This is a genomic window from Solwaraspora sp. WMMA2065, assembly GCF_030345075.1.
Taxonomy (GTDB): Bacteria; Actinomycetota; Actinomycetes; order Mycobacteriales; family Micromonosporaceae; genus Micromonospora_E.
In genome coordinates, this window is record NZ_CP128361.1 from 4,370,467 (window position 1) to 4,390,155 (window position 19,689).

Annotated in this window: 16 protein-coding genes and 1 pseudogene; 12 read left to right on the forward strand and 5 right to left on the reverse strand. The window is 69.5% G+C overall.

The window, feature by feature from the left end:
- Nucleotides 1-2 precede the first annotated feature (2 nt).
- Nucleotides 3-2,081 (reverse strand): annotated as a pseudogene (locus O7610_RS19895) (SpoIIE family protein phosphatase); the annotation flags it as partial.
- Between the two features lie 111 nt (nt 2,082-2,192).
- On the opposite strand from O7610_RS19895, the gene O7610_RS19900 reads away from it, so the two are divergent.
- Nucleotides 2,193-6,557 (forward strand): hybrid sensor histidine kinase/response regulator, encoded by a 4,365-nt coding sequence (locus O7610_RS19900; protein WP_289211521.1) that lies wholly within the window; start codon nt 2,193-2,195, stop codon nt 6,555-6,557.
- Entirely contained in the window at nt 6,554-7,117 is a 564-nt protein-coding gene (locus tag O7610_RS19905; RefSeq protein WP_281552161.1) for a response regulator, read from the forward strand. The genes O7610_RS19900 and O7610_RS19905 overlap by 4 nt, the downstream gene beginning before the upstream one ends.
- 60 nt (nt 7,118-7,177) lie before the next feature.
- Here O7610_RS19905 and O7610_RS19910 read toward each other — a convergent pair whose 3' ends face one another.
- On the reverse strand, nt 7,178-7,507 hold the full coding sequence (locus O7610_RS19910) for an STAS domain-containing protein (RefSeq protein WP_281552162.1): 330 nt from the start codon (nt 7,505-7,507) through the stop codon (nt 7,178-7,180).
- A 117-nt stretch (nt 7,508-7,624) separates the two neighbouring features.
- On the opposite strand from O7610_RS19910, the gene hemL reads away from it, so the two are divergent.
- From hemL to ccsB, 6 genes are read left to right on the forward strand one after another with little or no spacing between them, the layout of a single operon-like run.
- Nucleotides 7,625-8,992, forward strand: coding sequence for a glutamate-1-semialdehyde 2,1-aminomutase (gene hemL, locus O7610_RS19915; RefSeq protein ID WP_281552163.1), 1,368 nt, complete (start codon nt 7,625-7,627; stop codon nt 8,990-8,992).
- On the forward strand, nt 8,989-9,636 hold the full coding sequence (locus tag O7610_RS19920) for a histidine phosphatase family protein (protein ID WP_123607031.1): 648 nt from the start codon (nt 8,989-8,991) through the stop codon (nt 9,634-9,636). Before hemL ends, O7610_RS19920 begins: the two co-directional genes overlap by 4 nt.
- Before the next feature lies 1 nt (nt 9,637).
- Nucleotides 9,638-10,279, forward strand: a complete 642-nt coding sequence (locus O7610_RS19925; protein WP_281552164.1) for a TlpA family protein disulfide reductase — start codon at nt 9,638-9,640, stop codon at nt 10,277-10,279.
- Nucleotides 10,272-11,072, forward strand: a complete 801-nt coding sequence (locus O7610_RS19930; protein ID WP_281552165.1) for a cytochrome c biogenesis CcdA family protein — start codon at nt 10,272-10,274, stop codon at nt 11,070-11,072. The genes O7610_RS19925 and O7610_RS19930 overlap by 8 nt, the downstream gene beginning before the upstream one ends.
- A complete protein-coding gene (gene resB / locus O7610_RS19935; RefSeq protein ID WP_289211522.1) occupies nt 11,072-12,661 on the forward strand; it encodes a cytochrome c biogenesis protein ResB in 1,590 nt (529 codons plus the stop codon). Before O7610_RS19930 ends, resB begins: the two co-directional genes overlap by 1 nt.
- Nucleotides 12,661-13,677, forward strand: a complete 1,017-nt coding sequence (gene ccsB / locus O7610_RS19940; protein ID WP_281552167.1) for a c-type cytochrome biogenesis protein CcsB — start codon at nt 12,661-12,663, stop codon at nt 13,675-13,677. Before resB ends, ccsB begins: the two co-directional genes overlap by 1 nt.
- Here the strand turns inward: ccsB and O7610_RS19945 are convergent.
- The 3 genes from O7610_RS19945 to O7610_RS19955 form a co-directional block, all read right to left on the reverse strand.
- Nucleotides 13,640-14,194 carry a GNAT family N-acetyltransferase gene (locus tag O7610_RS19945; protein ID WP_281552168.1) on the reverse strand — a complete coding sequence of 185 codons (555 nt, stop codon included), beginning with the start codon at nt 14,192-14,194 and terminating at the stop codon, nt 13,640-13,642. The two genes, ccsB and O7610_RS19945, sit on opposite strands and share 38 nt — an antisense overlap.
- 10 nt (nt 14,195-14,204) lie before the next feature.
- Nucleotides 14,205-15,161, reverse strand: coding sequence for an EamA family transporter (locus O7610_RS19950; RefSeq protein WP_281552169.1), 957 nt, complete (start codon nt 15,159-15,161; stop codon nt 14,205-14,207).
- A gap of 138 nt (nt 15,162-15,299) precedes the next feature.
- Nucleotides 15,300-16,304 (reverse strand): helix-turn-helix domain-containing protein, encoded by a 1,005-nt coding sequence (locus O7610_RS19955; RefSeq protein ID WP_281567185.1) that lies wholly within the window; start codon nt 16,302-16,304, stop codon nt 15,300-15,302.
- A 219-nt stretch (nt 16,305-16,523) separates the two neighbouring features.
- Between O7610_RS19955 and O7610_RS19960 the strand changes: the two genes are divergently transcribed.
- The 4 genes from O7610_RS19960 to hypE all read left to right on the forward strand — a co-directional run bounded on the left by O7610_RS19960 (nt 16,524) and on the right by hypE (nt 19,674).
- Nucleotides 16,524-17,324 (forward strand): hypothetical protein, encoded by an 801-nt coding sequence (locus O7610_RS19960; protein WP_281552171.1) that lies wholly within the window; start codon nt 16,524-16,526, stop codon nt 17,322-17,324.
- Between the two features lie 89 nt (nt 17,325-17,413).
- Nucleotides 17,414-17,989: a GNAT family N-acetyltransferase gene (locus tag O7610_RS19965; RefSeq protein WP_281552172.1), complete on the forward strand. Its 576-nt coding sequence runs from the start codon at nt 17,414-17,416 to the stop codon at nt 17,987-17,989.
- 43 nt (nt 17,990-18,032) lie between these two features.
- Nucleotides 18,033-18,617: a cysteine hydrolase family protein gene (locus O7610_RS19970; protein WP_281552173.1), complete on the forward strand. Its 585-nt coding sequence runs from the start codon at nt 18,033-18,035 to the stop codon at nt 18,615-18,617.
- 31 nt (nt 18,618-18,648) lie between these two features.
- Entirely contained in the window at nt 18,649-19,674 is a 1,026-nt protein-coding gene (hypE, locus tag O7610_RS19975) for a hydrogenase expression/formation protein HypE (protein WP_281552174.1), read from the forward strand.
- Nucleotides 19,675-19,689 lie beyond the last annotated feature (15 nt).

Below are 19,689 nucleotides of genomic sequence, written 5' to 3' on the forward strand. Positions count from 1 at the left end.
GGCTCGTTGCGTACCACCAGGATCGCGATGTCGTCGCGAGGTGCCTCGACCGAGAAGTCCAGCGTCGTGGTGCGCAGCCGGGCCGCCACCACGTCGGCGGAGAAGCCGGCCAGCGGTGCCGCGGCACGGCGCAGCCGCTCGGCGCCGAACAGCTCCCGCCCGTTGCGCCGCTCGGTGATCCCGTCGGTGTAGAAGACCAGCGAGTCGCCGGGTGCCAAACTGAGATCCACCGACGGCGCGACGATCTCCTCCAGCAGCCCGAGCGCCGTGCCGCCGGCACCGACGAACCGGGCCTGCCCGTACCCGCTGATCAGCACCGGCCGGTCGTGGCCGGCCAGGTGCAGCCGGACGTCCAGCTGGTGGTCGGCGGTCACCGTCACGGCGGCCATCGCGAGGGTGCAGTAGCGGCCGCCGCCCCGCTCGACGAGCGTGTCGTTGAGCCGGGCCAGCACCTCCGGCAACGCCTTTCCGTCGCGTACCAGCACCCGGATGACGTCCCGGACCAGGCCGGTGACGGTGGCGGCCTGCACCCCCTTGCCGGACACGTCGCCGACCACCACCAGCCAGCGGCCCTCCGACAGCGGCACCACGTCGTAGAAATCCCCGCCGACCTCGACCGCGTCGCCGCTGGGCACGTACTCGGCGGCCAGCCCGATCCCGCCGATGGTGGGCAGTCCCGGCGGCAGCAGCGACTGTTGCAGGGTGTGCGCGACCCGCCTGCGTTCCTGATGAATCCGGGCGTTGTCGATGGCCAGCGCGGCCCGCCGGGCGACGTCTTCCAGGACCGACACCTCGTCCGGGTCGTGTCGGTGCCGTTGGTGCCGGCCGACCGCGAGGGTGCCGAGCCGCTGACCCCGGGCCACCAGCGGTACGGCGAAGCCCTCCATCGGCGCGCCGAGCGGCACCTGTGATCCGCTGCGCGACGCCTCCCGCAGCCGGGCCAGCACCGAGTCGGGGCCGGACTCGCGCAGCGTGGCGTGCAGCGCGGGCAGGACCGTCTCGTCGGTGTGGCTCGCGGCGGCCAGCTGCAGCTGGCCCCACTCGTCCGCGGTGTGCACCGCGCACCACCGGCCGAGCCGGGGCACCACCAGCTGCGGGATCAGCGCCATCGTCAGGTCGACGTCGAGTGACTGGGCGAGCAGTTCACTCGCTTCGGCCAGGAAGGTCAGCCAGGTCTGCCGGCGCAGGTCGGCGCGGCGCAGCCGGTCGTTCTCCAGGTGCAGCGAAAGCCGCTCGGCGACAAGCGCGGCCAGTGGCCGGGCGTAGTCCGACGGCGCGGCGTCGAGTTCGAGTTCCCCGGAGTACGGCCGGTGCACGGTCAGCGGTACGCGCAGCAGTTCACCGGAGCGTGGCTGCCGGCCGTACCGCGCCAGGATCTGGACCCCGTTGCCGTCGCCACGGTCCAGCCGGACGGTGCCACCGGCCGCGCCGACCAGGTCCGCGACCCGGGCGAGCAGGCTGCCGGCCAGGTCCGCGAGCGGATCGTCGGCATGCGGTTCCGGCCCGGCCTGCATCAGCGCGGCGAGTGTCCCGGCGCTGGGCGCGGCCGGCGGCCGGGTGTGGTGATCATCGTCGGCGGCGGGTGCCAGCCGGGTGCCGGCCGGCACCGGCGGAAACCAGTCGTCCGGTGCCGGTGGGGTGCCGTGCCGGTCGAGCCGGAACCAGACCCCCTTGCCGGTGCGCAGGTGGGTGGTGCCCCACCGGCTGGCGAAGTGGTCGACGAGGAGCAGGCCCCGGCCCCGCTCGGACACCTCGGAGATGTTCTGCCGCTCGTTGCGGGGCAGCGCGGCGACGTTCTCGATCGGGCCGGCGGCGAAGTCGGTGACCGTGACGGTCAGCCCGACCGGGTCGGCCACCACCTCGATGATCAGCTCGGTGCCGGCGTGCACGACCGCGTTGGTGGACAGCTCGGTGGTGAGCAGCAGCGCCTCGTTGATCAGTTCATCCAGGGCAGCTTCGGACAGTACCGACCTGACCACCGCACGTGCGGTGGCCGGGGTCCGTCGGTCGGCCGGCAGGCGAACCCGCCGGACATGCTCACTCCCGGTGCCGGTGGCGGAACGCTCGGCCCTTGCTGTCACCTGCCGGTTCCTCCGATCCCCTGACAGATTGGTGCGGGCATGCGCCTCGCATCTGCCACGGTAGTCGAGCAATGATGAGGTCAGCCCACTCCCAGAGCTGAGCGAGGAGTTATGACCAGCGCGAAACAGCTGTCCTCCGACCAACGGCCGGCGATCGACGAGACCGCGCTGCTGACCGAGCTCGCCGAGGCGCTGCGCCGGGTGGGGCAGGGGGATCTGAAGGTACGGCTGCCCCGCCGGGTCGGGGTGGCCGGCGAGGTCGCCGACGCCTTCAACGAGGTGGTCTCGCTGCAGGAACGTCAGCACCTGGACCTGCGCCGGATCAGCCGGATCGTCGGCCGGGACGGCCGGCTCAGCGAACGCCTCGACGAGGAGGGCTTCGGCGGCGCCTGGGCGGACAACCACCAGGCGATCAACGCGCTGATCGACGACCTGGGTCGACCGACCACCGAGATCGCCCGGGTGATCCGGGCGGTCGCCGAAGGTGACCTGTCCCAGCACATGGAGCTGGAGATCGACGGACAGCCGCTGCGCGGCGAGTTCCTGCGGATCGGCCGGACGGTGAACACGATGGTCGGCCAGCTGTCGTCGTTCGCCGACGAGGTCACCCGGGTCGCCCGGGAGGTGGGCACCGAGGGCAAGCTGGGTGGCCAGGCGCGGGTCAAGGGGGTCTCCGGCACCTGGAAGGACCTGACCGACAACGTCAACTCGATGGCCTCCAACCTGACCCACCAGGTCCGGTCGATCTCCCAGGTGGCCACCGCGATGTCGCGGGGCGACCTGTCGCAGAAGATCACCGTGTCGGCCAAGGGTGAGGTCGCCGAGCTCGCCGACACGATCAACATGCTGACCGACACGCTGCGGTTGTTCGCCGAGCAGGTCACCCGGGTCGCCCGCGAGGTCGGTACGGAGGGCAAGCTGGGCGGGCAGGCCCAGGTGCCGAACGTGGCCGGCACCTGGAAGGACCTGACCGACAGCGTCAACTCGATGGCGTCGAACCTGACCGCCCAGGTCCGCAACATCGCCCAGGTCTCCACGGCGGTCGCCAAGGGCGACCTGTCACAGAAGATCACCGTCGCCGCCCAGGGTGAGATCCTCGAACTGAAGTCGACGGTGAACACGATGGTGGATCAGCTGTCGTGGTTCGCCGACGAGGTCACCCGGGTCGCCCGCGAGGTCGGTATCGAGGGCAAGCTGGGCGGGCAGGCCCAGGTCCGCGGGCTCTCCGGGACGTGGCGTGACCTCACGCAGAACGTGAACCAGCTGGCCGGCAACCTGACCAGTCAGGTTCGCAACATCTCCCAGGTCTCCACGGCGGTCGCCAAGGGCGACCTGTCACAGAAGATCACCGTCGACGCACGCGGCGAGATCCTCGAACTCAAATCGACCGTCAACACCATGGTCGACCAACTGTCGCTGTTCGCCGACGAAGTCACCCGCGTCGCCCGCGAAGTCGGCACGGAAGGCAAACTCGGCGGCCAGGCGCAGGTCAAGGGCGTCTCCGGCACCTGGCGCGACCTCACCGACAACGTCAACTCGATGGCCTCCAACCTCACCAGCCAGGTCCGCAACATCGCCTCGGTCACCACCGCCGTCGCCAAGGGCGACCTCTCCCAGAAGATCACCGTCGACGCACGCGGCGAGATCCTCGAACTCAAATCGACCGTCAACACCATGGTCGACCAACTGTCGTCGTTCGCCGACGAAGTCACCCGCGTCGCCCGCGAAGTCGGCACCGAGGGCAAACTCGGCGGCCAGGCCCAGGTGCGCGGGGTGGCCGGGACGTGGCGGGACCTGACCGACAACGTCAACTCGATGGCCTCCAACCTGACCGCCCAGGTCCGCAACATCGCCCAGGTCTCCACGGCGGTCGCCAAGGGCGACCTGTCACAGAAGATCACCGTCGACGCACGCGGCGAGATCCTCGAACTCAAATCGACCGTCAACACCATGGTCGACCAACTGTCGTCGTTCGCCGACGAAGTCACCCGCGTCGCCCGCGAAGTCGGCACCGAGGGCAAACTCGGCGGCCAGGCCCAGGTCAAGGGCGTCTCCGGCACCTGGCGCGACCTCACCGACAACGTCAACTCGATGGCCTCCAACCTCACCAGCCAGGTCCGCAACATCGCCTCGGTCACCACCGCCGTCGCCAAGGGTGACCTCTCCCAGAAGATCACCGTCGACGCACAGGGCGAGATCCTCGAACTCAAATCGACCGTCAACACCATGGTCGACCAACTGTCGTCGTTCGCCGACGAAGTCACCCGCGTCGCCCGCGAAGTCGGCACCGAGGGAGAGCTTGGCGGCCAGGCGCAGGTCAAGGGTGTCTCCGGCACCTGGCGGGACCTCACCGAGAACGTCAACCAGTTGGCGTCCACCCTGACCACCCAGCTACGGGCGATCGCCCAGGTCTCCACCTCGGTTACCCGAGGCGACATGACCCAGCACATCACGGTTCAGGCGCAGGGCGAGGTCGCCGAGCTGAAGGACAACATCAACCAGATGATTGTCACTTTGCGGGACACCACCAAGAAGAACGCCGAGCAGGGCTGGCTGGACTCGAACCTGGCGCGGATCGGTGGTCTGCTGCAGGGGCAGCGGGACCTCGGCGAGGTCTGCCGCATGATCATGAATGAGGTGACGCCGCTGGTCGACGCGCAGCTCGGCGCGTTCTTCCTCGCCGACGCCGACGACGGGGTGACCCGCCTCGGGCTCACCGCCGCGTACGGCTATGTCGCCCGGGACCACAAGATCATTTTTGGTCCGGGTGAAGGGCTGGTCGGCCAGGCCGCCGTCTCCCGCCGGACCATCCGGGTCGGCGCCGGCGCCACCGGGGCGCTCACCCTGCGCTCCGGTCTGCTCAGCATCCCGCCCCGGGACCACGTGGTGCTGCCGGTGCTGTTCGAAGGCGAAATGCTCGGAGTGATCGAGTTCGCCTCCGTCGCCGCCTTCTCCGAGCTGCACCTGGCGTTCCTGGAGCGGCTGGTCGCCACGATCGGCATCGCGGTCAACACCATCCAGGCCAACAAGCGCACCGAGGAACTGCTCGCCCAGTCGCAGCGGCTGGCCAACGAGATGCAGGCGCAGTCGGCCGAACTGCAGCGCACCAACGCCGAACTGGAGGACAAGGCCCGGCTGCTGTCCGAGCAGAAGGGCAACATCGAGACCAAGAACCGGGAGATCGAACTGGCCCGGATCGGCCTGGAGGAAAAGGCCCAGCAGCTGTCCCGGGCCTCGGCGTACAAGTCGGAGTTCCTGGCCAACATGAGCCACGAGCTGCGTACCCCGTTGAACTCGCTGCTGCTGCTGGCCCGGCTGCTGGCCGACAACCCGGACGACAACCTCACCGAGAAGCAGATCGAGTTCGCCAAGACCATCCACAGCGCCGGCTCCGACCTGCTGTCCCTCATCGACGACATCCTCGACCTGTCGAAGATCGAGGCCGGCCGGATGGACGTGCAGCCGGCCGAGGTGCCGTTCGGCGAGATCCGGTCGTACGTCGAGCAGGCGTTCGCACCGCAGGTCGACGAGAAAGGGCTGGAACTGCGCGTCGAGGTGGCGCCGGACCTGCCCCCGGCGGTCGTCACCGACGCACAGCGACTGCAGCAGATCCTGCGCAACCTGCTCTCCAACGCGGTGAAGTTCACCGACTCGGGGTCGGTGACACTGCAGATCGCCCCCGCCCCGCAGGACCTGACCTTCGAACAGCCAGCGCTGTCCACCGCCGACCAGGTGGTCGCCTTCACAGTGATCGACACCGGGATCGGCATCTCCGACGACAAGCTCTCCCTGATCTTCGAGGCGTTCCAGCAGGCGGACGGGACGACCAGCAGGCGGTACGGCGGCACCGGGCTCGGCCTGTCGATCAGCCGCGACCTGGCCCGGCTGATCGGCGGCGCGATCTCCGTGTCGTCGGTGCCGGGCAAAGGGTCCACCTTCACGCTGTACGTTCCCGACGTGCTCAACACCGACGCGGTGCTGCCGCCGGCACCGTTGCCGGCCGCCGCGCCGATCCGCACCGCGCTGCCACCGCTGACCCGGCCGATCGAGGTGGACCGCCCCGAACCGCCGACCACCCGGCGGCTGGACGGGGCCACCGTACTGATCATCGACGACGACGTCCGCAACGTCTTCGCGCTGACCAGCGCGTTGGAGCTGCACGGGATGACCGTGATCTACGCGGACAACGGGGTCGACGGCGTACGTAAACTCGCCGAACGCCCCGAAGTGAACATCGTGCTGATGGACGCGATGATGCCGGACCAGGACGGTTACGAGACGACCCGGATCATCCGCCGCAACGAACGCTTCGCGGACCTGCCGGTGGTCTTCCTGACCGCCAAGGCGATGCCGGGTGACCGGGAGTCCGCGCTGCAGGCCGGGGCGACGGACTACATCACCAAACCGGTGGACCTGGACGAACTGATCACCCTGATGGTGACCTGGATCAACGCGGCTGAGGAGTTGAACTCGTGACTGCCGGATCGGCGAAGGTACTTCTGGTGGACGACCGGCGGGACAACCTGCTCGCTCTGGAGGCGATCCTGCAGGGGATGCCGGTGCAGGCCGTGGCGGTGGAGAGCGGCGAGGACGCGCTGAAGAAGCTGCTGGTGGACGACTTCGCGGTGATCCTGCTGGACGCGCAGATGCCGGAGATGGACGGATTTGAGACGGCCAACCACATCAAGCGTCGCGAACGCACCCGGCACGTACCGATCCTGTTCCTGACCGCCGCGGACCGCGACGCCCAACTCGCCCTGCGCGGGTACGCCGCCGGCGCGGTCGACTACCTGATCAAGCCCTTCGACCCGTGGGTGCTGCGGGCCAAGGTCGGCGTCTTCGTCGACCTCTGGGTGAAGAACCGCCAACTCGCCACCCAGGCGGACCTGGTCCGGCAGCGGGACGAACAGGTACGGCAACTGTGTGCGGCGATCGACCGGGCGACCGCCCGGCTGCGCGACGGCGAGGTGGCTCCGGCCGAGGTCGCCGACGAGTTGGAGACGGCCCGCTGGGGCGGCGACGGCCGGGCCGGCTGACCGCAACGGCCGGGCCGGCCGCCGCCGGACTGACCGCGAGGCCTAGCTGGCCGCCCCGGGTCAGCCGGCGCCGTTACGGATGGTGAGCGCCGACCGCAGCCCGGTGATGTTCAACACCCGGTGCAGGAACTCGCCGACGTTGGTGAGCAGCAGCAGACTCTGCGCGTGGCTGGCCTTGCGGGTGAGCACCACCAGGGTGCCCAGACCCTGCGAGTCGCAGAAGGTGACACCGGCCATGTCCAGCACGATCCGGGCCGGCGCGTCACCGAGCAGATCGTTGACGGTGGTGGACAGCTGGGCGGCGGTGAGCATGTCGATCTCACCGACGAGGCGTAGCACAGCCTCATCGGGAGTGCGCCGCAACGCGATCGACAACTCCGCCCGCTCCACCCGGCCAGCGTATCGCGACAGCGCGAGCCCGGCCCTGGTACGGCGGTCGCCGCAACCCGGGCGTTGGGCAGGGTCGGATGTGCGGTCCCCCGGTGACGCTGCCACAATGGCAGGGCCGTGACTGCCACCGAAACTGCCGGCGCCCGCCCGTACCCGGCGCACGCGCCCGCATCCCAGGCCCTGTTCGACCGCGCCACCGGGATCATCCCTGGCGGGGTCAACTCGCCCGTGCGCGCCTTCAGGGCGGTCGGCGGGACCCCCAGGTTCATGGTCCGGGGGTCCGGCCCGTGGCTGTTCGACGCCGACGACCGCCGTTACCTCGACCTGGTCTGCTCCTGGGGACCGCTGATCCTCGGCCACGCCCACCCCGAGGTGGTCGCCGCGCTCAGCGCAGCCGCCGCGCACGGCACCAGCTTCGGTACGCCGACGCCCGGCGAGGTGGCGCTGGCCGCCGAGATCGTCGACCGTACCCCGGTGGAGCAGATCCGGCTGGTCAACTCCGGCACCGAGGCGACGATGTCGGCGATCCGGCTGGCCCGGGGGCACACCGGTCGACCCAGGATCGTCAAGTTCGCCGGCTGCTACCACGGCCACGTCGACGCGCTGCTCGCCGCGGCCGGCAGCGGGGTGGCCACCCTCGGGCTGCCCGACTCGCCCGGGGTGACCGGTGCCGCCGCCAGCGAGACGATCGTGCTGCCGTACAACGACGTGGCGGCGGTGGAGGCGACCTTCGCCGAACACGGCGACCAGATCGCCGCGATCATCACCGAAGCGGCCGCCGGCAACATGGGTGTGGTGCCGCCGGCCCCCGGCTTCAACGCCGCGCTGGCCCGGATCGCCCACGCGCACGGCGCGCTACTGATCGTCGACGAGGTGATGACCGGGTTCCGGGTGGCCCGGGGCGGCTGGGCCGAGCTGGAGCCGGTCGACGCCGACCTCTACACGTACGGCAAGGTGATGGGTGGCGGCCTGCCGGCCGCCGCGTTCGGCGGCCGGGCCGAGATCATGCGGCAGCTGGCCCCGGCCGGCCCGGTCTACCAGGCCGGTACGCTCTCCGGGAACCCGCTGGCCTGCGCCGCGGGACTGGCCACGCTCCGGCTGGCCGACGCCGACCTGTACCGGCAGCTCGCCGACACCGCGACCCGGGTCGCCGAGCTGGCCACCGGGGCGCTCACCGCCGCCGGGGTGCCGCACCGGCTCTCCACCGCCGGCACCATGTTCTCGATCTTCTTCACCGACGCCGAGGTCACCGACTACGCTGGCGCCCGCCTGCAGGACGTCGACGCGTACCGCGCCTTCTTCCACGCGATGCTCGCGCACGGCGTCTACCTGCCCCCCAGTGCGTTCGAGGCATGGTTCGTCTCGGCGGCGATCGACGACGCCGCCCTGGAACAGCTCGCGGCTGCGCTGCCAGCCGGGGCCGCAGCCGCCGCTGCGGCAGCGGACGGCGCGCTGCGGGCACCGACGCTGGGGGAAAACGGATGAAACGGACGGTCGTCCACGTACTGCGGCACGGCGAGGTCCACAACCCGGAGAAGATCCTCTACGGCCGGCTGCCCGGTTTCCGCCTCTCCGAACTCGGTGTGCAGATGGCGAAGGCGGCCAGCCAGGCCCTCGCCGACCGGGACGTGGTGCACGTTGTCGCCAGTCCGTTGGAACGCGCCCAGGAGACCGCCGAGCCGATCGCGGCCCAGTTCCGGTTGCCGGTGTCGGTCGACGAACGGCTGATCGAGTCGGCCAACTGGTTCGAGGGCCGGCGGGTCTCCCCCGGCGACGGATCGTTCCGCGACCCGCGCAACTGGTGGGTGCTGCGCGATCCGGTCACCCCGTCGTGGGGCGAGGCCTACACGGCGATCGCCGAGCGGATGTTCGCCGCGGTGCACGCCGCCCGGGTCGCCGCCGAGGGTCACGAGGCGGTCTGCGTCTCCCACCAGCTGCCGATCTGGACGCTGCGCCGCTACCTGGAACGCAAGCGTCTCTGGCACGACCCGCGCCGCCGGCAGTGCGGCCTGGCCAGCCTGACCGCGATCCACTTCGAGGACGCGAAGGTGGTCGGCATCGGCTACTCCGAGCCGGCCGCCCACCTGATCGCCATGTCGCCGTCGGCGCGGACGGCCAAGGGCGCCTGAGATGCGGTCGGCACGTCGTGGGCTGATCACGCCGGGCCGTCGGTCGGTCGCCCTTCTCGCCGGTACGTTGGCCGCCGCGCTCGCCCTGACCGGCTGCGCGGCCAGCGACTGGACGACCGACTGCGAGACCGATCAGCGAGGCGTGATCCGATGCACCGGCGACGACCGGCCGGCAGCGCCGGAGCTGGACGCCGAGCTGCTCGACGGCTCCGCGTTCGATCCGGCGGCGTACCGGGGTCAGGTCCTGGTGGTCAACTTCTGGGGCTCCTGGTGCCCGCCCTGCCGAGCCGAGGCCGCCGACCTGGAAGCCACCTACCAGGCGACCCGGGACCAGGGGGTGCGTTTTCTCGGCATCAACGTCCGCGATGAACGGGACAAGGCCCGCGCCTTCGAGGCGGGCCGGGTGACGTACCCGAGCCTGTTCGACCCGGCCAGCCGGCTCGCCCTGGACTTCAACATCCCGCCGAACAGCATCCCCGCGACGATGATCATCGACCGGAGCGGCCGGATCGCCACCGTCGTACGCGCCGAGATCCGTCAGGACGGCCTGCAGCCGCTGGTCGAACAGGTCGCCGCAGAGGCGACCGGCGACGATGCCGAGGCGTCCGGCACCGGCACCGAGCCGGATCCGGCCGATGGGTGAGACGTTCGCCGAGATCGCCCGGGGCGGTCCGGTACTGCTGGCTCTCGGCCTGGCCGCACTGGCCGGACTGGTCAGCTTCCTCTCCCCGTGCATTCTGCCGCTCGCCCCCGGCTACCTGTCGTACGTCACCGGACTGGCCGGCTCCGACCTCGACGCCGCCGGTGGCCGCAGCGGCAGCGGTGGCGGCGCGAGTGCTGGCGGTTCCTTCGGCGGCCGGCACGGCCGGGTGCTGGCCGGAACCCTGCTGTTCATCAGCGGGTTCACCGTGGTCTTCACACTCACCGCGATCCTGATGGCCAGCGTCGGCCGTCACCTGTTCGTCTACCAGCGGCCGGTGGAGATCGGCGTCGGGCTGCTGATCGTGCTGTTCGGGTTGGCCTTCCTCGGTCTGGTACCCGGCCTGCAACGCGAGGTGCGGGTACGCCGGCTGCCGGAGGCCGGCCTGGTCGGCGCCCCGGTGTTCGGCGCGGTCTTCGCGCTGTCCTGGACGCCGTGCGTCGGCCCCACCCTCGGCGCGGTGATGGGGATGGCGACGGTCAGCGGCCAGACCGACCGGGCGGTGGCGCTCGCCGTGGCGTACTGCCTCGGACTCGGTCTGCCGTTCGTCGTCTTCGGCCTGGCGTTCCGCCGGCTGCTCGGCGTGTTCACAGTGATCCGGCGCAACAGCCGCTGGGTCACCCGGGTCGGCGGGGCGATGCTGATCCTGGTCGGGGCGGCGCTGGTCACCGGCGCCTGGACCGACTTCGTCATCTGGTTCCAGGCCACCGTCGGGGCCGGCGAGGTCGGCATCTGATGTCCCGGCCGAATCCGGCGCTGGCTCTGCTGCGCAACTCGTGGCGGCAGCTGACCAGCATGCGGACCGCGCTGATTCTCCTCTTCCTGTTGGCCGTGGCGGCGATCCCCGGTTCGCTGCTACCGCAACGCGACGTCAACATCGAAAACGTCGACGCGTACTTCGCGGCGAACCCACGGCTGGCTCCGGTGCTGGACCGGCTCGGCATGTTCGACGTGTTCGCCTCGACCTGGTTCGCGGCGATCTACCTGCTGCTTTTCACCTCCCTGGTCGGCTGCATCGTGCCCCGGCTGCGCGAGCACGTACGGGCGTTGCGGGCGGCGCCGCCGGCCGCGCCGCGCCGGCTGGACCGGCTGCCGCAGCACGCCAGCTGGACCACCGCCGGCGACACCACGGCCGGCGACCCACCCGCCGCCGCGCGGGACGCGATCGCCGCCGAACTGCGCCGCCGCCGCTGGCGGGTCACCGTCACCGACGACAGCGTCGCCGCCGAGAAGGGCCACCTGAAGGAGACCGGCAATCTGGTCTTCCACCTGTCGCTGATCGGCGTCCTGCTCGGGGTCGCCGTGGGCAGTTGGCTCGGCTGGAACGGCAACCGGCTACTGGTCGCCGGGCCGGACACCGCGTTCTGCAACACCGTGCAGCAGTACGACGAGTACCGGCTCGGCCCTCGGATCTCCGACGGCGACCTGCCCCGGTTCTGCCTGGAGCTGACTGACTTCACCGCCACCTTTCTGGAGTCCGGGCAGCCGGCGAGCTACTCCGCCGAGGTGCGGGTCGACGCCGACGGCGGTGCCGCCCGGACCGAGACGTTCTCGGTGAACTCCCCGCTGCGCCTTGACGGCGCCAACATCTACCTGCTCGGGCACGGCTACGTGCCGGTGCTGCGCTACACCGACCGCTACGGGCAGGCGCAGAACGTCTCCGCGCCGTTCCTGGCCGTCGACGGGATGCTGACCAGCGAAGGGGTCGCCAGCTTCCCGGACGCCAACGTCGACCCGGCGAACGGCGAACGTGATCCGCAGCTTCAGGTGGCCTTCGAAGGGCTCTTCCTGCCGTCCGCCCCGCCGCAGCCGCCGTATGTCCGCTCCACCCACCCGGAGCTGCGCGACCCGGCGGTGATGCTGTGGGCGTACCGGGGCAACCTTGGGCTGGACGCCGGTATCCCCGGCTCGGTCTACCAAATCGACCAGCGGCAGGTGGAGGCCGGCCGGCTGCTGCCGGTCGGTGACCCGCAGCTGCTGCGGGTCGGCGAGACGATGACCCTGGACGACGGCACCACCATCGAATTTCTCGACATCTCGCAGTACGTGACCCTGTCGGTCCGGCACGATCCCGGCAGCGGCCTGCTGCTGGCCAGCTCGGCGGCGCTGCTGCTCGGGCTGATGCCGGCACTGTTCGGCCGGCGACGTCGGGTGTGGTTCAGGGTCACACCGGCCGGCCCCGACGCAGCGTCAACGACACCCGGTAGTAGCTTGGTCGAGGCCGGTGGGCTGCCGCGCACCGACCATCCCGGGTTCGGCGACGAGTTCCGGGAGCTCATCCGGGCACTCGGCGGCGACGCCGGGCCACGGGAAGGACGGCACTGATGTCAGCACTGTCGGATCAACTCCTGGTAGTGGCGATCTTCGCGTATTTGCTCGCGATGATCTGCCACGCGGTCGAGGCCGGGTTCGGCACCCGGCGTACCGCGCCGGTCGTGGTCCGCGAGCGGGAACTCGCCACCGCCACTGTTGCCGCCGGGTCGTCGTCGACGACGTCCGGCCCGACCCCGGACGGCCCGGTCTTCAAAGCCCCGATCCTGGACGGTCCGGTCGGGGTGGAGCCGGATCCGCAGGAGCGGACCGGCTGGCCGGCGGTCGGACTCGCCGGCTGGTTCGCCGTCGGCGCCACCGTGCTGGGTGCCCTGTTCCACCTGGCCTGCCTGGTCACCCGGGGGGTCGCCGCCGAGCGGCTGCCGTGGGGCAACATGTACGAGTACATGCTGGCGATCACCTTCGTCGGGGTGGCCGCCTGGCTGGTGCTGGTCTACCGGCGGCCGTCGCTGCGGCTGCTCGGCCTGTTCGTCGCGCTCGTCATGGTCGTCCTGCTCGGCCTGGCCGGCCTGGTGTTCTACACCCCGATCACCCCGCTGGTGCCGGCCCTGCAGTCCTACTGGTACGCCATCCACGTCTCCACGATCATGGCATCGTCCGGACTGCTGCTGCTCGGGTCGATTCCGGCCACGATGTTCCTGCTGCGGTCCGGCTACGAGCATGGTCGGCGCGGGTTCCCGTACCTGCTGGCCAAGCGGGTCCCGGCCGCCGCCTCGCTGGAACGGCTCACCTTCGGGCTGCACGCGATCGGTTTCCCGGTCTTCACCTTCGCGGTTATCGCCGGGGCGATCTGGGCCGAACACGCCTGGTCGCGGCCGTGGGCCTGGGACCCGAAGGAGACCTGGGCGTTCATCTCCTGGGTGATCTACGCCGGCTACCTGCACGCCCGGGCCACCCCGAGCGTCCGGCGGACCACGGTCACCTGGATCGCGATCCTCGGCTTCCTCACCATGCTGATGAACCTGATCGGGGTCAACTACTTCTTCGAGAGCCTGCACTCCTACGCCTGACAGCGGTGGAGAAGTCGTCCCGCAGCAGGCCGTAGATCATGACGTCGCGCCAGCATCCGCCACGGAACTCCGCGCTGCGCAGCGTGCCCTCGTGCCGGAAGCCGAGACGTTCCAGGATGCGCTGCTCGACGACGTTCTCCGGTTGGGTGACCGCCTCGATACGGGGTGCCGCCGAGTGCTCGAACAGGTACGCGCAGAGCAGGCGCTGCGCGGCCGACCCGACACCGTGGCCGCGGTACTCGGGCAGCAGGGATATGCCGATCCCCCAGTAGCAGCCGTTGCCCTGGCTGACCTTCGCCCACGCCACGAACCCAGCCGGCTCGTCGTCGACGGTCACGGTCATCCGGCTGTCGTCCTCGCCGAGCCAGCCGTCCTGCTGGAGTCGGCGGGCCAACTCGCCGGAGTCCCGATGCCCGTACCAGTTCGGACCGATGAGACCGGGCTCCAGCCGGAACCGCAGCAGGGCATCGAGATCCCGGTCCAGAATGGGACGTATCGCGACCGGCTTCGCATCCATGGGTGACGACCTACCTCGAATCGACGGGATCGGCCGAGGCCGGGTCGGGCGCGGCCGGCTGGGTGGGCAACGATGCCGGCGGGCTGCCGGTGACCGCCCATCGGCCCAGCCGGTGCCACGGGATCTGGGTCACCACCAGGCCGAGCACGACCATGGCGCCGGCGATCAGCTTCGTTGCGGTCAGCTGCTCGCCGAGTACCAGCACCGAACTCCCCATGCCGAACAGCGGGACGAGCAGGGTCAACGGTGCGACCAGCGCGGCGGTGTGCCGGCGCAACAGCCAGTTCCACACGGCATAGCCGAACAGGGTGGTGGGGTAGACCAGGTACAGCACCGAGGCGGCGGCGGTCCAGGAAATGTCACGCAGTGAGTCGACGACCGACTCCGGGCCGCTGAGCAGCAGGGTGAGCAGAAACAACGGAACGGGCGGGATCAGGCTCGACCAGACGATGAAACCGAGTATGTCGTCGGTCGCGGCCCGTTTGGCGATGATGTTCGCCGCGCCCCAGGAGGCCGCCGCGGCGGTGACCAGCAGAACGCCGGTCACGGTGGCCGACCCGTCGGTGACCGCGGTGGCGATGAGCACCATGCCGGCGGCGGCGAGTGCCATGCCCACGCCCTGCACCGGCTTGACCCGCTCACGCAGGACCAGGGAGGCGAACCCGATGGTGAAGAAGACCTGCAGTTGCAGGACGATGGAGGCCAGCCCAGCGGACAGCCCGGCGTCGATCCCGGCGAAGAGCAGCCCGAACTGGAAGACCCCGAGCACCAGACCGTATGCGACGAGGTAGCGGATCGGCACCCGCGGCCGTCGGAAGAAGAAGATCGCCGGCAGGCAGCAGAAGGCGAAGCGGAGCGTCGCGAGCAGGTAGGGGTCGAAGGAGTCGAGCCCGACACGGATCACGACGAAGTTGAAACCCCAGACCGCAGTGACGAGTACGCCGAGTGCGAGGTGTCCTACTGACAAGGTGACCGCCAAACCGATGATCGCTGATCCGGTCGGTGTGGTCGCCGACAGGCCAGCGGCACGACGCCCGTGGACGGCCGACCCGCCACCCGGGTACCGGACGGGCCTGGGTCAGCCCCACTCCCGTGGGGACCCGTCCTACAGGTCCATCTTGGCCACAAGATACCCCAACTGGAGCCGGTTGCGCGCACCAAGCGTCCCCATGATGTAAGCAATGTGTCGCTGACACGAACGGAGCGACAGCCCGACCTGCTGGGCGATCTTGGCGTCGGCCTCGCCGGCGACCAGCAGGGAGATGATGGCTTTCTGCACGTCATGGACCGTGGCCATGGTCTCCCTGCGGTGCCAGCTGGTCGACACCGGGTCGGCTCCGTTCCAGCAGCGCCCGAAGGCGTCCGCGATGAAGGCGACGACGTTGGAATCACGCACGACGGCGGCTCCGTCGACCGAGTCGGGCAGCCCGACGACGGCGACCCGGCGGTCGAACACCAGGCAGCGGGCGAATCCGTCGGCAGTGGTCCGGACCTGACCGCCGAGCGCGCTCACCCACCTGACGTAGGCGATCGTGGGCTGGCTGAAGCGCGCGGTGTGCTGGTACAGCGTGTTCATCCGTACGCCTCGGCGCAGCATGTGCTCGGTCCGGTCCAGACTCTCCGCCAGCACACCCTCCGGCCTGCCGCCGCCGGGTTGGGAGGTCAGCACCTCGCGCTCCGCCTCGGCCGCGAGCCCGTCGATGAGTTCACGTACCTGCTCGAGGTCGGCAATGACCTGGGGCTTGCCGTTGGCCCACTGTCTTGCGACACCGTCGGCGTAGCCGGCGGCGAGGGTTTCCAGCTCGCCGCGGAGCTCACCTACGCGGTCGCGCCAGATGTCCATCTCCCGCTGCAGTGGACTTAATATGCGGCATCGCACTAACTCCGGCGAGACGGGCAGAAGGCGATCGACATCTGTCACATCCGGGCTGAGCAGCCCGATTTCAAGCAGGTTGCCGATCGCCCGCATGATCCTTTCGCGGCATATTTTCAGGCCACTCTCAGGCAGGCGCCTGTCTATGCCTTGCTGGCGCACGGCATGAAGGTAGACAAGACGGTCATCTGACTGCAGTCTGGGCACTTTGCCGTGGTAGATTGCGGCTTTTGCCATGCTAGCACCCTTCATCTTTCCGCCAACGAGAACATGAACCCCTCGGAATCTAGCCACGGATGACGCGGTAAGCAATCATATTCATTGGTCACCAAAACCACGGAATCACATTGACATGGAGGTATGTGATCATGTATGCGGGCGAGGCAGTTGCTCGCAATTATCAGGCACCACCAAAGATTCCCGTTCGCCGTCCTTTCGACCTGGGTTGGGGGAGAAATGCCTCGTAGCAAGTCCTACAACACCTATTCATCGCTGCAGCGTCCGGAATTCCGTAAGCGGGTCGACGATCTGCTGTTGAAGTTCGAGCGGGACTTCTACGAGCAGAACAAGGGCGCAGAGGGAATGCTGCAGACCGAGAGCTTCAATCTCGATCTCTACAAGCGGCACAACGTGGAAACCATGATCCGCATCGGCCTGAAGCGGGCCGTCGATCCGCTGATCGCCAACTACTGGGCCACCCGCGACCCGCAACTGTGCAAGGAATGGGGTCTCTACGGTGCCGAGGAGGGACGCCACGACCGGATGTTCGCCGGCGACCTGCACAAGGTGGGCATGACCGACGAGGAGATCTACTCGATCAGACCAACCTTCGCCACCGAGATCCTCAACGGCTACTTCTACTACACGATGGCCACCGAGGGACCCCTCGCCTCGATGATCAGCGGTTTCTACCTCGAGTACATCGCCGGCAAGACCCAGCCCGACTGGCTCGACGTCATGGAGCAGCACGTCGGCGCGGACAAGACCAAGGGCGCGCGCGCCCATCTCGCGCTCGACGACGAGGACGACCACGTCGACATGGTATGGAACATGATCATGCGGGTGATTCACACCGAAGAGGACGAAGAACGCTTCGTCGAACACCTCATCAAGATCAACGCATTGTTCGTGTCGTACTTCGTCGAGGTCTACGCCGCCACCGTCCTCGGCGCCGGCGCCGACCCGTCCGCCCTGGCCCAGGCCGCACCGACCGCATCGCTCAAGACGAACCTGATGACCCAGGCGTCGATGGCCTGACCCTCGTCGGCACCGCCCGGTGCCCCGCCCCCACCCCGGCCACCCTTCCCACCCACGTCCGGCCGTGCGCCGACAGACGGAGGTTGTCGATGAAGTACGACTGGCCCGCCGAACTGTCCGCCAAGGACATCCGCGAGATGATCGGCCTGATGAACGCCGTCGCCGTACGCGAAATGACCCTGGGGTTCACCGAACCGCTGAACGACGAGGACGGCTTCGCCCTGATGCGTGCGTTCGACGCGGAGCTTCGTCGCGGAGCTCTCGAGCTACTCGCCGTACGCACCGACGACGGCACCATCGTCGGGATGGTCACCCTCGCCCGCGCGCCGCTGCCCGCCCGACGGCACGTCGTCGACCTCAGGCGCTGCGTGATCGACCCGGAGCACCGCGGGAAGTTCCTGCTGGAGGGTTTCGAGGAGACCATCCGCAAGGTCGCCGAGATGGGCTGCGACGTGATCACCCTGGAGGTCCGCGACGACGGACCGAGAGTCCTCTGGCACCGGCTCGGCTTCCAGGAGTACGGCCGGCTGCCGGACTACGCCCGCAAGGCGGGGCAGGCCGTCACCGGCCACTTCATGTACGCACGGCGCGCGGATCTGGAGGCCCACTTCCGCCAGACCGGGACCTGGCTGCACGAGCTTCCCGCGCCGTCCGCAGCCGGCTGACCGGCCACGCGCCCCGCCCCACCGGAAAGGAACACCACGCACCATGTCGAAGATCGCTGTGCTCACCAACGACCTGCAGTACGAACTCGTCGAGAAGAACCCGGAGCGGGTGGCCGCGGTCGGTGCCGCCACCGCCCACTTCACCGCGTTCCTCGACGGGATCCGGCAGCGTGGCCACCACGTCTTCCACCTGCAGTTGATCAACGATCCGGACGACCCCAACGCGGAACGCTACGACGGCTACCTGCCCGTACAGCGGGGCACGCGGGGCGCCGAGATCATCGCGGAGTTCCTCGACCCGGCGGACATCGTCGTGGAGAAGAACAAGGACAGCGGTTTCTACGACACCGACCTGCACGAACGACTACAGGCACTCGGCGTGGACACCGTGCTGATCACCGGGATGCAGACCCAGATCTGCGTGCAGACGACGGCAGCCGACGCCTTCTTCCGCGGCTACAACGTCTGGGTGCCCGCCGACTGCGTCGTCTCCGCCCGGCCCGAGGACCGGGACCGGGCCCTGGAGTGGCTGGCCGGCTACTGCGCCACGGTGACCCCGTCGGCCGAGGTCCTCCGGGTACTCGACCAGCACGGTGCCCTCCCCCGCAAGGAGATCAAGACCCCGTGACCTGTCAGGCCGTGCACCCAGGAGGCGCGTTGTGACCCGGAAGACCGACCCGGCCGGGCAGATAGTTTTGGACCACGGCACCGGTGCCCAGCTCAGCCACGAACTGCTGGACCTCATCGTGGAACGACTCGGTGACGTCTACGTCGGGGTGTTGGAGGACAGCGCCGTGCTGTCCGTCGACGATCCTCGGATCGCCATGACCACCGACTCGTTCGTCGTCGATCCGCCGTTCTTCGGCAACGGCGACGTGGGCAAGATCGCCGTCTGCGGGACCGTGAACGACCTGGCGGTGGCCGGCGCGACCCCCCGGTTCCTCACCCTCGGCATGATCCTGGAGACCGGGCTGCCGGTACGCCGCCTGATCCAGGTACTCGACTCGGTCCGGGCCACCGCGGCGGAGGCCGGTGTCCAGATCGTCGCCGGCGACACCAAGGTGGTCCGGGCCGGCGAGGCCGACCAGCTCTACCTGAACACCGCCGGCGTCGGGGTCTTCCACCGCGAACCGCTGCGGATGGCGTCCGTACGCCCGGGCGACGTCGTCGTGCTGAGCGGGCAGATCGGCAGTCACACCGTCCACCTGCTGTCCATCCGGGAAGGACTCGGCTTCGAGGCCCGCGTGCTCAGCGACTGCGCACCACTGAACAACATGATCGAAGGCGTACTCGCCAAGACCGCGCCGGGCGCCGTGCGGTCCATGCGCGACGTCACCCGGGGCGGGCTGGCGGCCGTCCTGCACGAGTACGCGGCCAGCACCGGACGGGTCATCACCGTCGACGAGTCGGCCCTGCCGATCCAGCACGAGACCGCGATGGCCGCCGACATGCTGGGCATCAACCCCATCCACGCGGCGAACGAGGGCTGCGCGGCGCTGTTCGTCGATCCGGCCGCCGTGCCGGACGTGCTGTCCGCGCTGGCCAGCAGCCCGTACGGCACGCACGCCGCGGTCGTCGGGACGGTGACCGACCGGGACGGGCCGGCGGTGACGATGCGCGACCGGGACGGGCGTGAGTCGGTGATCGACCAGCTGCGGGGGGCCGAACTCCCGCGGCTGTGCTGAGGACGCGCCGTGGAT